General features: G+C 45.7%; 16 protein-coding genes. All 16 read right to left on the bottom strand.

Annotated elements, in window-relative coordinates:
- Positions 1 to 69: 69 nt before the first annotated feature.
- Positions 70 to 450: a DUF2062 domain-containing protein gene (locus tag K8S19_13745; protein MCD4814741.1), complete on the bottom strand. Its 381-nt coding sequence runs from the start codon at positions 448 to 450 to the stop codon at positions 70 to 72.
- Positions 342 to 1,241 carry a glycosyltransferase family 2 protein gene (locus K8S19_13740; GenBank protein MCD4814740.1) on the bottom strand — a complete coding sequence of 300 codons (900 nt, stop codon included), beginning with the start codon at positions 1,239 to 1,241 and terminating at the stop codon, positions 342 to 344. The genes K8S19_13745 and K8S19_13740 overlap by 109 nt, the downstream gene beginning before the upstream one ends.
- Entirely contained in the window at positions 1,238 to 2,515 is a 1,278-nt protein-coding gene (locus K8S19_13735) for an AMP-binding protein (GenBank protein MCD4814739.1), read from the bottom strand. The genes K8S19_13740 and K8S19_13735 overlap by 4 nt, the downstream gene beginning before the upstream one ends.
- Before the next feature lie 56 nt (positions 2,516 to 2,571).
- Entirely contained in the window at positions 2,572 to 4,239 is a 1,668-nt protein-coding gene (locus tag K8S19_13730; protein MCD4814738.1) for a hypothetical protein, read from the bottom strand.
- Between the two features lie 310 nt (positions 4,240 to 4,549).
- A complete protein-coding gene (locus tag K8S19_13725) occupies positions 4,550 to 6,289 on the bottom strand; it encodes a hypothetical protein (protein ID MCD4814737.1) in 1,740 nt (579 codons plus the stop codon).
- 180 nt (positions 6,290 to 6,469) lie between these two features.
- The gene (locus K8S19_13720) at positions 6,470 to 7,321 is read right to left on the bottom strand and encodes a deoxyribonuclease IV (GenBank protein MCD4814736.1); all 852 of its coding nucleotides are present in this window, start codon (positions 7,319 to 7,321) and stop codon (positions 6,470 to 6,472) included.
- A gap of 66 nt (positions 7,322 to 7,387) precedes the next feature.
- Positions 7,388 to 7,936, bottom strand: a complete 549-nt coding sequence (locus K8S19_13715; protein ID MCD4814735.1) for a hypothetical protein — start codon at positions 7,934 to 7,936, stop codon at positions 7,388 to 7,390.
- A 38-nt stretch (positions 7,937 to 7,974) separates the two neighbouring features.
- The gene (locus K8S19_13710) at positions 7,975 to 8,739 is read right to left on the bottom strand and encodes an N-formylglutamate amidohydrolase (GenBank protein ID MCD4814734.1); all 765 of its coding nucleotides are present in this window, start codon (positions 8,737 to 8,739) and stop codon (positions 7,975 to 7,977) included.
- Positions 8,736 to 9,131, bottom strand: a complete 396-nt coding sequence (locus K8S19_13705) for a hypothetical protein (protein ID MCD4814733.1) — start codon at positions 9,129 to 9,131, stop codon at positions 8,736 to 8,738. The genes K8S19_13710 and K8S19_13705 overlap by 4 nt, the downstream gene beginning before the upstream one ends.
- A gap of 14 nt (positions 9,132 to 9,145) precedes the next feature.
- Entirely contained in the window at positions 9,146 to 9,700 is a 555-nt protein-coding gene (locus K8S19_13700) for a hypothetical protein (protein ID MCD4814732.1), read from the bottom strand.
- A 10-nt stretch (positions 9,701 to 9,710) separates the two neighbouring features.
- Complete coding sequence (locus K8S19_13695; protein ID MCD4814731.1) at positions 9,711 to 10,277, bottom strand: hypothetical protein; 567 nt, start codon at positions 10,275 to 10,277, stop codon at positions 9,711 to 9,713.
- Positions 10,278 to 10,351: 74 nt separating this feature from the next.
- Positions 10,352 to 11,176 carry an aspartate dehydrogenase gene (locus tag K8S19_13690; GenBank protein ID MCD4814730.1) on the bottom strand — a complete coding sequence of 275 codons (825 nt, stop codon included), beginning with the start codon at positions 11,174 to 11,176 and terminating at the stop codon, positions 10,352 to 10,354.
- A gap of 574 nt (positions 11,177 to 11,750) precedes the next feature.
- A complete protein-coding gene (locus K8S19_13685; GenBank protein MCD4814729.1) occupies positions 11,751 to 12,281 on the bottom strand; it encodes a hypothetical protein in 531 nt (176 codons plus the stop codon).
- Positions 12,282 to 12,408: 127 nt separating this feature from the next.
- Positions 12,409 to 12,597 carry a hypothetical protein gene (locus K8S19_13680; protein ID MCD4814728.1) on the bottom strand — a complete coding sequence of 63 codons (189 nt, stop codon included), beginning with the start codon at positions 12,595 to 12,597 and terminating at the stop codon, positions 12,409 to 12,411.
- 112 nt (positions 12,598 to 12,709) lie between these two features.
- Entirely contained in the window at positions 12,710 to 13,036 is a 327-nt protein-coding gene (locus K8S19_13675; GenBank protein MCD4814727.1) for a hypothetical protein, read from the bottom strand.
- Positions 13,029 to 14,080, bottom strand: a 1,052-nt coding sequence (locus K8S19_13670; GenBank protein MCD4814726.1) for a hypothetical protein, incomplete at its 5' end; no start/stop codon positions are given. The genes K8S19_13670 and K8S19_13675, both read right to left, overlap by 8 nt.

Raw genomic sequence — 14,080 nt, 5'->3', positions numbered from 1 at the left:
CACTAAAATTGCGCTCATTATACCTGTTTAAGACCGCCACGAACCATTTTCGATATTGCGGTGATTTATCTATGCTGAATTAGCTTTTTTCTCTACATAGTGAAACATCCCATAACTAAGTATCCCAATTAAAATCCCGGCAATAATCGCCAGGATCGAACTCCCGATAACAAACTCCTTTAAATACATGCGTGCCGCTTCCATGGTCAGCCCGCTCAAAGGCAGCTGCCAGCGCCACTCGTTGCTCAGGGCAAACCGGCCCAACACCATGGACAGGTAAATAATCCCCGGAATCATGGGCGGGATAGAGATGTTGGCTCCCACCAGCGTAAGCACTTTATTCAAATGGAGACGTTGGGCAAGGTAAATCGCGAATAGTGTCTGCCAGCCCCAAAAACCCCAATCCCGATAGCCAGTGCTTTTTCGCCGGGTGTCTGGTCGGTCTGCCAAAGATAATGCTGCCATAAAAAACGACTCTTTTCCTTCCAGGATTTCGGCCAGACAACTTTTTCCTGAGTAACCACTTTTCTAAATCCAAAGGGCATTAACCTTCTGAGAACCAAATAAGCATTGGTACAGGACACCAAAAAAAAATCACGCCCCACTCGAAAATGTGAGTCCTTTTTTGCAGCATATGAAACTGCAACAGGGATGGAGATGACCTGTAATCCGCCCCATACCGCACGGGCCAAAGCCTCAACTTCCCAGCCATAGCGGGAAGCACGAATTTTTAACTGATTCATCGCAGCCACCGGATAAAGGCGAAAACCACTCTGCGTATCCGCCATATTTTTTCCGGTCTCAATCCAAATCCAGAAATTCGAGAATACTCTGCCAAAACGGCTTTTACGCGGTGCCGTCTCCTGGCCGTATTCCCGGGCACCGATCACCAGAGTATCCAGCCGATTTTTAGCAGCTGCAATCATCCGGGGGATATCTTTCGGATCATGCTGACCATCGGCATCAATACAAACCGCCAAAGCATAACCCCTTTTTCCCGCACGCCGGAGTCCGGCCGCCAACGCGCTTCCCTTGCCCCGGTTTTTAGAAAATGTGATCACTTCGATGTCAGTTAAACCACTTAAAAACGATTGACTCGAATCAGTGGAACCGTCATCCACCACAATCACCGGCAATCCCTGCTGCCGGACTTTTTCAATCACAGCAGGTAAAAATTTAAAATGATTGTACGTAGGAATCATGACGCAAGCACGAGATGTAACTGGAGGTGTTTCAATCATTGCAACTGCCTTTTATCAATAAACATGCGGCGCTTGCGGTAATCGCCGGCAGTCTGCAATTCTTGTATCTCCCGGGCCGACACCATTTTTATTTCCGGCGTTACTTTAATCTCGCTGCGAATGCTTTCGCGCAAACGCTCCACTGCTTCCGTCCGGCCGGCATCCACCAGGAGAGTTAATTTATCCGAAAGTGGATCATCACTTTCCACGATGAGAACATACGCCTGGATCGCCGGATCACGCTGTATCAAATGATGGATCACGCCGGGGAAAATTGTAGTTCCCTTAATTTTCAGCATTTGATCGCGCCGTCCCAGAATCGGTCCGATCCGCGGGGTGACCCGCCCGCAAGCACACGGTTGCGTATTCATAAATGTATAATCACCTGTCCGGTAGCGCAATACCGGCATCGCCCGAATACCGAACGGGGTAACGCACAGTTCTCCGATTTCTCCCGGAGCAACCGGGTCGCCCTGCGGGGTAATAATCTCGGCGAGCATATGCCCGGGTTGGACATGACCCCCGCAACCCCGTTCACATTCACAAAAAGATCCCTCAATCTCCGTGCTGCCGTAAGTGGAGTAAAGGTCGGCATTCCAATCTTTTGCCAGTCGGGCACAAAGCGGATTTAATGAAAAATCCCGTTCCCGAATCGGTTCTCCAATGCAGATTATTTTTCTCACTGCGTTCTTATGCAGATCAACACCATTGGCCTGTGCATAAGCGGTAATCCGCTTAAGAAAAGACGGCACGGTCATCATAACCGTGGCTTGGGCGCGTTCAACCATTTTCAAAAGCATGGCAGGTGATCCTGATCCGACACGAATCGCAGCAGCACCCAACCGGCTCAAGCCTTGAAAGTACGCCATCCCCGCCATAAAACAACGGTCCAGGGTAACCGCCAATGCCACGGTATCTTGGGCACTTACTCCAACCTGCTCAAATGCCAGCGCCTCATTGTGTGCCAATCGCGCCATATCTTGTGCCGTAAGTTTTATCATGACCGGCGCACCACTGGTACCTGAGGTGGTGGTAATATCAACAATGTCTTCGGGGGCTGCACATAAAAAATCATTTGTCCGGTTGGAAAAATCATCTTTGCTTGTGCAGGGAATTTTACATAGATCATCGACTGAGGTTATATCCGATGGATGTACCCCGGCAGCAGACAAATGCTCCCGGTAATACGCTGAATGTTCAAAAACAAACGCTACGGTCGCTTGTAAAAGCCGACTTTGTATTTCTTTGATTTCACTTTGCGTTTTTGATCTCACAACAAAACCATTCCCTTTCAAACTGACTTTGCGCCGACGCACTGCTTAAACTATCCTTACTTGCTTTTTTCCAGGATCACTTTGAGCTCAGCAATACGTTTTTTAATCTCCATTTTTTCCCGATAATAAGCCGGATGCATTCTGGCTGCCTGCCGGTAATTATATCTGGCTGCGTCCCATCGCTGCAAGGCAAACAATGCCCGGCCGGCAAGTAAATACAGACGGTAATCCCCGGAATTCAAATGACGAACTTCCTGCAGCCAGGCCAGACTTTCCTGATAGTTTCCCAGAGAAAAAAACCGCCGGGCCTCATTCAACCCATGTTGAAAAACAAGATATTCATTATATTTACCATACAAAAAAAACGAATCCTGATGAATATGCAGCGCTTCTTTGTTTTGGGAAAAATGGTCCATATCAAAAGCAACAAATTTCCCAATCTGATGAGGCGGCGCTGAAACCCAAATAATCCGTTGTTTTAAATCCATGACCACCGCCTGGACTGCACACAGAGAATTAATCGCCCGCATATTCCCCAGGCCCAACACGCTCCCAAATTCCCCCCTGCGATCTCTTAAAACCGCCACGGCTTTTTCTGCGTCAAAACCATCATCGCAGTTGCGTAACTTTTCCTTCATACGGTTAAACCGGTAAAGTGCCGGACCGCTTTGCCGCCGCGCCTGGTTGCCGGCATCCTCTTGCCAGGCGGCCGCTTGAAAAAAATCAGTTGCGATCATATAATTTTTCCGCATTTTTCGTACAACAGTACGCACCGGAGTTTTTTCCACCACCCAAAATGCATCTTCCGTTCCGGAACCAATCAAAAAAGATTGAGCTTGCATGGTTTCCGCATTTTGAATAATCTCAACCGCATGCTCCAAGGATCCGGCTTCCGCCAAAACCTGACGGGCCAAAAGCGTCACCGGTATCCCCAGCCGGGCGGAACGACCGGCATGTGCAGGAACAAGCGTAATCCCCATCCCCGCCTGGTTCATTCCCGTAAAGGCGCCAAATAAACCGGCCCAGCCTATAAAGCAGTAGCGATAACCGCGCTCCGGTGCCACCATCACCACGACTTTATTTTTGTCCAGGGGCTCTGCATCCGGCATATCCAAATGCCCCCCCATCACCATCTGGGTTCCGGATGCCGGATGACAAATCATCCCAAAAGCCGCGCCCAGCATACCGGCATCCGCCGGAAGGCGGTGTGCTGATTCATAAAGACGCTGCGTCTGCAACAAACGACTGTAAAAACTTCCCAATCCGGGAAACGCATTTTGACTGGTGGTAGTGAATCCCGCCATCTCCTTTTGTATTGATAAGGGAATATATGTTATCAACTTGGAATCACGAATTGTGAGGTACCGTGCCCCCATCCACCGCACCAGCCGGTTGGGAAAGTAATACCGGTTTTTTTTAAAAAAGAATGCCTCGGTCTTTTCCAGTGCTTCACCGAGAAAACGTCCCATGACTGCGCCCCGGATTTCCGGCGGCCCGGCAAGATAAACCGCCGACACGCCGTCCCGTTCAAACGCATACGACTGTCCTAAATAACGGATACCAGTCCGGGTTTTTGTCACATCGGCATTTAAAATTTCCTGGGGAATATCGGCACCGGGCGGCTGAGGCGCAAAAAACAGATCAACACCCCACAGTACACCGGCAAGGGCAAAGCCGGCAAAACAGAATAAAATAATCACTATTATTTGAATAAATCGCTTCATGCAGTAAACCCGCTAATTTCATTCTAAATTCATACGTGTCCAAATTAGAGAACCAGTGATTAATTAAGCTCATCCTGAATGCTGGTTTTTCCAGAACGATCCAGTAACAGTGGACAACTTTTATTTGGACAGCAATGTTCTAAATTGAAAGGTAAATTATTTTTCCTACCCTCTAAAAATTAATTCACCCTTTAAAAAACGAATACTGATTATGCCATAAATTATAGGAACTTAAAATGAAAATACTTCCCGCCTTGAGAGGGTGCTATTACCGTGGATTCGTCTTAAGACCACTGGTTTTCCGAACAGACTAAACGACGGTATTTTTGTCAACAACATCCAGTTTCAGTAAACACGGCGTGGTTTCCCAAAAGGCCGGCCGACGGGACGCGAAAAACTCGAACATATCTTTGCCAACGCTTACCTGCAGACTATTAATGGATGCGTTGAAAATAATTTGTACCGATTGTTTCCGGGCACGCCCGCAATTGACCAGACAAAGCGCTTTTTCAAGACCATCGCCCCGCTGAAAGTTCACCACTTCATCCGGTGTCGCAAAACCCTGCTCATCATAAATTGAAGTATCGGGCCATTGACACAATTGCTCATAAATCAGGGGAATTTCCAGTTTTTTAAAAACATCCAAACAAACCGGATTCCTTTCCAAACAAGCTGCGAGATACGGCTGCCAGCCTTTTTCATCAATCCGGCGGCCGGCATAAAAAGCCAGGTCCACGGTTGTAGATGATTCGCGCAATGTTTCCAAATAGGCAATAATGGATTCCCGCGTCATCCCGGCCTTTAACCCCACTGGCTGCGAATTTACAAAGCGCTTATCTTCCAACGGAATGCGCGGTGCAGCACAGGTAAATTGCTTGATATCCTTACAAAAATCATCGATCTCCGGAATAAGATGCAACACCGTCTTCAGTTTCCGATCAACATCTTCCAAGCCGCAGCGAAGCGGTTTCCCATTTAATTTTTTTTCTACAATGTGCAACGGATGCCGTTTGGGGTCAGGTCTTAAATCAAATTCCTCACTCTCTACTTCTAAGAGCAATTTTTTTCTGCTCACGTCACCCACGCGATAATTGCTGCCGTGCTCATATTGATACAACCGTTCGGCATTTAAAAAGCAGTGATGACCGCCGGAGAAAAATTCAAATTGAAAATATTTTTGATACTGATTATAAACCCTTAGGAAATTTGCAAATATCTCAAAGTTCACTTCTGTGACGAGATACTTATTCAGCATTTCTAAAAAACCATGATAGGCTTCCCGGTTAATGGTCGCCTCGGGATAGTCGATATGCGCATACCCGCTGCAATGCGCCACAATCGTCACCCGCTCTTTTTCCATCGCCCGGCGCGCCTTGGTGGAAAGCACGGTTCCATTAAACCACATGTTCTTTGTCACGATCCTGCGATTATTGGTAATCACACCCTCACCCACTGCCACATAATTCTGCGAATGCAACGGGGTGGCCATCATATATATTTTTTCCAGCGGTACCTCCAGCACAATATACAGCGCCGCAGCATACAGCGCCGCGAGCGAGACACATTCACCCGCGCCGGTCGCATACCCGTCTTTAAACCGGAAAGCATCCATGGCCTCCACGGTTTCAGTCTTCCAATAGGGGATGACATCCGTTGTAAAGCGATCCATCCCAAAATGTTGCCGGATATTTATATCAAAATAATATTTATCCCCTTCATACCCAAATAAAGCATTGGACCTGGAAAATATTTCCGGGGCAACAAATGTTGAAAAACGCTCCAATTCCCGTTGCTTGGTGGTCACACCCCAGGTCTCAATATCCAGGTTAAAGCTGTAGTGCTCCATAACATATTGCTTCAAACGCTGCATCTGACGATTAAAATTCAGTTTCTTAATATCTTTAAACCAGGGATCTTCCCGCCATTTCCAAAGGCGGGGTGACATAATGTTGGCCAGGACCAAAGCGTACATCAATTCCGGAAACAAAAATACTTCCATATCCGAAAGAGTAAAAGCGGATGAATATTTTTCCAATGTTTGACGGTCCATGTTCAATTCCTTTTTTTAATAAAATACAGGGGCCCGGCATCCCGCCCGGCATGCGCCAGGCAAGCTATGCGCCGAACAAGCAACCGTGCCCTTGCAATATTTTTTTATTTAAACATGCATCCATAGCTGTCCAAATTATAAAACATACTGTCTTCTATTCGTCCTAAGTGATCCGACTTGTCAGTCGGCTTTTAAATACCGCCGCAACCGCTGCATATTTTTTTTATCCGGTCCCAACGCATCAAACCCGGGGGTTTCCATAATAAACGGCAGATGTGCAAATGCCTTGTACTGCAGGACATTGACTAATCCGGTCTTGCCCACAAAACCGTCTCCCAGATTTTCGTGATGGTCCCGCCGGGAACCACAGGGTTGGCGCGAATCATTCAGGTGGAAACATCCCAGTTTCTTAAAACCAATATGTTTTTTCACATCCCGGGTGAATCGTTGAAAATCCTTGGGCTCTCCCAGATTGTATCCGCTGGCACAAAGATGGGCCGAATCCAAACAAACTCCGAAGGCATCCCCCAGATTATTGCAGAGACTGCCAATCGTAGGAATATCTCCCAGACTGTTTTTAGTCCCCGCCATCCCTTCCAACAATATCCTGCATCCTGCAGGAATGTTCGGTTTCAACGATGCCAGGGCTCTTTCCAAACGAGGCACACCCTGCCCCTCCCCCAAATCCGATCCGGGATGAAGTACAATACCCTTGACACCGAGCCGGCCGGCAGAAACCAAATCTTTACGCAAAGCTGCCAAAGATTTTTTAAAAACCGCTTCTTTGGGAGAAGCCAAATTAACCAGATAAATGGCATGAATGATCAACTGATGCACGCCATAGTCGGCAGCTGCCTGTTTATATGCGTCTGCTGCTTCCTCAGAAATCGGAGTGCTCTGCCATCCCCGCGGATTGGCCACAAAAATCTGTACAGCACTGCATCCCAGCGCTTTTGCCCGTTCCAATGTTTTTTTCAGCCCGCCGGCGGTCGAAAGATGCGCACCAACCAATCGGTTCTCATTTTTCATCATCACTTGAGTCCTTTTAAAATAAATACATCCCCAAACCACCACTTCGGGAACGTTGACCCAATCCGGTCAGTCCCATTTACAATGCCATTTCCAGCATTGCGGGTCCAGCTCATCCAACACCACCGAAATATTCCTGGCCCGGGTCAGCGCAAGCGCACCGCTGATATAACCACGCACCACCTCACGCATGGATGCAGGAAATTCCGGATACCCACGAACCATCATGTAGCCTTGTTTATCGCTGTTTTTATCAAATGCGGCACTGGCTTCCCCGGCAGCATGATAATGCCGCCACAGTTTTGCAGTTTGCCGGACTAAAAAAGGCACCGTCGTCATTTTCAACATAACTTTATAAACACCATTTAAATTATCGCTTGCTTCATCCTGGCCCAGCTTAAACAAAGCTTCCTGATCATCAGGATATACAATCTCTGCCGTGGTCTCCATCATCACAGCCAAATACTCCACAGGTATCCAGCTGATGGAAAGCGTTTTAAAATATATATTCTTTATTTTCTCCGGCAGTTTACTGATAAAAACCACCTCTTCATCAGTATTGTTCGCTTTGAGTTTGTTTTTTAAAAAAACAACACCGGTCCCTTTTGCATCTGCCATCGTATTCTCCCTTTCGCTTTATTGCGCATTCCTCCAAATCACAGCCACGCATAAACCTTACTAATCATAACAAGTATCGTCTCAAACCGATCCCGTAAATTTTCAATGCGTTTTTCACTCACCGCAGCCTGTCCTGTGATTAAGAGTGACCGGGCAATATGCAAACCGAACCACGGCATTTTGGGCGGCTGCTGACATCCAATTAAATACCCGCCCGAAATCGGCGTGTTGAGCAATACCGAACCCGGCATATCCGCAAAGCATGCTGAAAAGACATCACGGACATCTCTTAACATTTCAGGCAGACAGGTTGTCGACCCGCCCATGCTTTGTTTTTCCCCGTAGAGATCGCCATGGTTTGCCAGACAGAGTAGGGGGCGAGGATGCGTCCCCCGTGCCAATACACTGTCATCAAAAACCCGGCAATCAATACCTGCTTTAACATCCTCTTGCGCCTGTATTTGAGAAAGTTGATGATAAAATGTCATGTAATATTTTTCATAAAGTGTCTGACGGAGCTGCTTGCGGCTTTTTTTCTCCAACGGATAAATTTCGCTTTTATCCTTCAACTTATCCGAAAACGCATCATCCGGTGGTGCATCCCATGCGATGATCTCCGGAGAAATTCCGGCAATGAGCAGCGCATCCATGCGATGAGAAAAATCAAATATTTTAGGCAATGCTTGCTCTGCCGGATCATGAACAAGTATTTCTTTCAATCGCGCCGCATCAGGAAGTTCAGGCGGCACATCCTGCCCGGCCTGCGTCATGGTTAAACAAAGGGGTATCCTGCGATGGATCATTTTTGATTTTTCTGATCAGTCGTCGGACGGATCGCCCGCAATAGTTTCCCAATAGACCGGCCGAAGCGCTTCAACCAGCCTGAGGCAGCCCTGCCTGCGCTGTCCGTTGCTTCTTCTGTGACCCGTGCCGCTTGATCCAACCCGCTCGCAGTTTCCTCCGCCGCCCGCTTCAATGCCTTATCCGTCCCCTTCTGAGCCTGCACCACAGCCTTGCCTGCCTGGTCCAGTGCCTGTTCAACAGCTTTTCCCGCTTCATTGATCACATTCCCAACATGCGCATCGATTTTTTCCGATTCAACTGAAAATGCCCGGCCTGCAAATACTATCGCGAGCAGCAAACCGGCCGCTGTGACTATCTGCATTCTTTTTCCCACACGTCCTGATTTCCGCATCGTCTTTCCTCCGGTCACCCTTCCCAGGTTATTTTCCATGTCCAGTTTTCAGAATCAGATTCATCCAATGCGACGAATGATTTTTTAGCACGGGTCATTTGTATCATGCCTTTTAAAAAACCCTGAATATATTTACGGTGCAATGCCGGCATATCCGGATAGTGACGCACGACGAATTCCAAACTGTTGGGTGTCACTTTTTGCACCACGGGGTCTCCCGTATCATTGTAAGCTTGCCATATTTTAGCCCCCCGCTGAATCGCATACTCCACCGAAGGAATTTGCAGTAAAAATTTATAAATACCATCCAAATTTTCCTGCGCAATCACCGCTGCCACTTTTTGAATCCCATCGGCATCCCCCGGAAAAAACAACTCACCGGCAACGGTAACGACATTCCCTTGGTCCGGAATCTCTTCCAAACGAATTTGCGAAACCGGCGTGGCTTTTTCATAGCGATCTTTTTCCAGGGGCGTCAATTTGGCAAAAAACTGTTCTTCAAACACTGAACCGCGTTCCCGCACCATTTTACGAATAACCACATAGCGTGTTCCTTTGATGCTTCCCATCGTCATCACCTCAAGGATGCTTTTTTTTCCTCAACCCCCAGGTCACCCGCCACTTCCACAGGTGACAATTTGTATCATCCAATTCCACATGAATATTCGTCCCGCCGGTCAATTCCAAGGCACCTTCAATATATCCCGTGGTTCCCTCCCGAATCGTTTTGGGCATATCCGGATAGTCCTCAATAATAAGAACTATCTCATTTTCATTTTTAACTCTGGCACACCGCGCAATGCCAAATTCATGGTATGTATCCCAAATTTTTGCAGATTGTTTGATTAAAAACGGAATACTGACAAACCTCAGAAGTACTTTGTAGATACCAGTCAAATTATCCTGCGCCAATGCCCTCCCCAAAAGATGTGCCCCATCCAATTTTCCAGGATGCAGCACACTCGCGGCCGCATCATAGACTTTCACCGCCAGCGCCACCGGAATTTTAGTAAATGCGAGGGATTTTTTGAGAGAGTCCTTCTCCTGCCGGGAAAGCTTGGCATAAAACGTATTCCGGGTTTCAGAATCAACTTTCCCCATCCTATCGCGTATAAAAACCACTGTGATGGCTTTGATCAAAGGCATTGGATTCTCCCATTCCGTCCGGGCTTTTCAATCACTCCCCTGCTGTCTTTCCCGCTGATTCTTCCCCGTCTGTCTCAAGTACCAAAACGCTCTTCCCGGGCAATCGCATTCAACAATGCCAGTGCGGCAGCGGCAGCCAACATACTTGTCTTGGGATTTTCCCTGGAAGGCAGGTTCTCGGTGACTGTGGTAAACCGCCCGAATTCTCCCTGTACCTGGAGCGTATGGGTATTGCGGCGCGTATGGGGATCAGCAATAATTTCAACCCGGGTTTTTTTCGCGCCCAGCCCCACCAGAGATACTGCTGCTGCAACATTGATGTTGGCAGGGAATAATTGAATCGCGTGTGCTGCTGATCCGGAAAAAATCCGGGTCACCGTTTTAATTGTCTCCGGATTCATTCTCTTTTTCAAAAAATAAGGGGCACCCGCCAAACTGCGTGGATGCTTGCGGGTGATGAGCCGAACACTGCGCAGGGAACCGGTGGCACCGGCTTTGAGGGCATCCAGTCCGGAAATCGCACCTGAGGGGAAAAAAAGCCCGCATCTTTTTTTCTGAAACATTTTTATCAATCCGGGGTTTCCAACCAACGCCCCGATGGAAAGTACCAGCAATTGTTTTTTGTTTTCTAATACGGCGTTGGCAATATCCAAAACAGCCGACTGCCCGGCAGCTTCCACCAGGATATCGCAAAGTACCGCCGCCTGCGTCAGTGAAGCACATACCGGCCTCGGCCGTATTTTTTTTGCAAGCGTATGCGCCTTTTGTTCCTGCGAATCCGTCACGGTTTGTATCCGCAGCGGACTCTGCGCATCCCGGGAAACCGCCCTTGCCAATTGGCTGCCAATCGCACCACAGCCGACAATACCGACCTTCATTTTTTTCACCAAACCTGCCATGTTTTTCTCCTGTTGGGGCAACAAAAAAAACAGCCTGATTATCGCAAAAATCCGGAAAATGGTCCAACTCAAAAACATAGCGTGACACAGAGACAGATTTATACTGCTCCCCATTAACAAAAGGGGCAATTTAAGGTAGTATTGGCTTCTAGATCAGAAAGGAGCTTCACATGCGGCTTGAGGTCAAATTCACTGAAATACTCCGATTATATAATTATCAGTTTTTTTATCTTCCACCTTCCCTCGACCCCTTCATACTTGGTGCCCACGCATAACAGCCCGTACCGGTTTTTCCAAGATTTTCCGACAAACATTTCAAAAATTCAATGCGATCCCTTCGGTGTTTGAATATCGCATTTCTATTCCACCCACGGGTAATCACGTGATATATAATATTTGGCAATTCTATTTGTCTCTGTCTGACCATGCTTCTTTAGACAGATTTCTTCTAATTTTCTTACACTTTTTTTACTTTATTTTCCTTACTACCTAACACCGTTCCTCAAATTCTTGTTGGGAAGAAACAGGGAAAGAAACAGAGTCACATTGGGCTATCCCGTTTATGCACTTAACTTCACTCATTTTTATTATCAACATACCCTTCTTTAATCAATACACCGTCTTTGTATGTTTTTATATAATTTATCTCGCCTGTTTCTAAATATGTATAACTTTCAGCGTCTAGTTTCCCATTTTTATAATTTCTTTTAAAAGCTACTTTTCCGCTATCATAAAATGCGTTATATTCTCCATGAGTTGCATCGCCCTTCATCTCCTGAGTCCATGCAAGGCGACCGTCTTTTTCATAATATTTCATCAATCCATCTTTTTTATTGTTTTTAAACTCTATTTCAAATACTAAATTGCCTTCATCGGATAAATATTTAACAATGCCATCAGGTATGGTTCCTTGAACCTTTTTTTGAGTATAAGGTGGTCTATCATCATATATTATTTTGGCTAACTCTTTTCCTTTTTGATATACAGTCTGCTCGGCTATTCTTCCCGCTTCTGATCTTTTACTTATTTTACATATAACATCATTTGAAGCAGAACATCCTAGTACTAGTGAAACTATTAGTATCGCCATTATGTTTTTTACCATTTCAACCCTCCTTGTACTATTTTGTGGTCATGCCCGTAATAACCCGATATAAGACCGTCCTCGTTTATGTTATTTTTCACTTCTATTTCGTTGGCAACATGACCAAGTCCGGGTCAAAGTCAACCGATCAACTGATTGTCAGCTTTTCCTCGGCCAGGGTGCTTCCGAACGCTTTGTAATACTTCCCTTGTATGTCTTTCGTGGCCTGCATATCATTGGCCTTGCAGTTTATTGCCTCGGTGGTAACAATCTCTTTTCCCTGCGGGACTGGGGGAAGATCACACCGTCCCTCAAAATTCTTATACGTCCAACTCAATCCCCTCACCCGGCTTGCCCTGCGAACTCATACTGCGTGTGCCGGATGCAGAGGAGAATGCTGGATGCCGAATGCCAAGTGTCAGGTAAATACCATCTTTGTACACATTTTTTTATTTTTTCAAAGTAAACCTAAATTCAACAACTAATATGTGGTACAGAATTGACCCAAAAAACAATCCAAATATCCCAACCACAATTAATATGCTCCACATATATTTGAAAATATTTTTTGAAAATGTTTTTCCTCTTAAATGCCTCAATTGAGTTATCACAAAATAAATTATACTTAACATGCTCAGCAATATCCAAATCATAAGTAACACTTCTCTAAAATTCATTGTTTCAGAAGTGTTGGAAATCGATATTGGTGAAAAAAAAGCAATAAAATATACAATTGCTAAATTCAGCACCATCACTCTATCTAATATTTTATTCATCTTCTTTCCTCCCTGATATAAATATTTTTTTTACTAATTTATCGAGATGGATATGTCCTTTACCTTTTATCCCTGCACCTGTTCGGGGATCGAACATACTTCCACCTATACTAATATCATATTTGTTTAATTTCATATTTTTGATTTTTACACTAAATTCCTTCTTTGATACACCATCTTTTGTATATTTTTTTATCACTAAAGGACCGATTTGTATATCAGCACCAATGAATTCAGTATTATCTCGAATAATTTCTCCTGCCTCTACTCTAGAGGTATTCATATTTGAATAACCTAGTTTAATTTTAAACAATTTTGTGATTTTAATATTTACTTCCGCTCCAGTTCCAGCGCCATACTCAGTTCCATCTATAACTCCAAATTTTGCTAATTCTATTAATTTGGCTCGATTTGCAATATCTGTTTGTCTGAGATAATCCATTGATTTTTTAAATTTATTTTTTCCATCCCAAAAATCTCGTGCTCGTCTTTGCGGATTTTTTAATTTGTTGTTTACCAGTTTTTTAGTTTTATCTAATACTTTTATCCCTGTTTCCCCAACCTTTTTCGCCATATCCTTCGCAGCATTCCCAGCCTTCTTCCCTAACTCTGCTGCTTTGTGTGCTGCATCGCCGGCTTTTTCTTTCAGATAATCAGCAGATTTTTTTGTCTTATCAATGGCTGCTTTCCCTGCTTTTTTGGCTAAATCAGCCGCTGCTTTGGCTGTGTTTCCCGCTTTTTCTTTTGCTATATCCGATGCTTGCTTAGCACCTTCCGGTGCTGCTGCCAACGCTGCATTCTTTGCCAATCCGGCAGGTTTAAAATTGTTATAAACATTCTTCATTTTATTTAAAAAGCTTTGCTTTTCCTCTCCACCCGCATTCCCTGCTTTTCCTCCTGCGAGGTCTCCGCCTTCTGCTTTCCCTGTTCCGATTTCCACCCATGCTTGTGTGTCGGCATCCCAATAGCAATTGGGTGGCATGGGGACGCGCCCGATCATGCCGCGGTCGGTGAGATCGGGTTTCTCTAATTCAGAAATATCTT

Source organism: bacterium (assembly GCA_021108215.1).
Lineage (GTDB): Bacteria > Oederibacteriota > JAAXVQ01 > JAAXVQ01 > JAUVAV01 > JAIORK01.
This window is presented reverse-complemented; position numbering and strand designations above follow the sequence as displayed.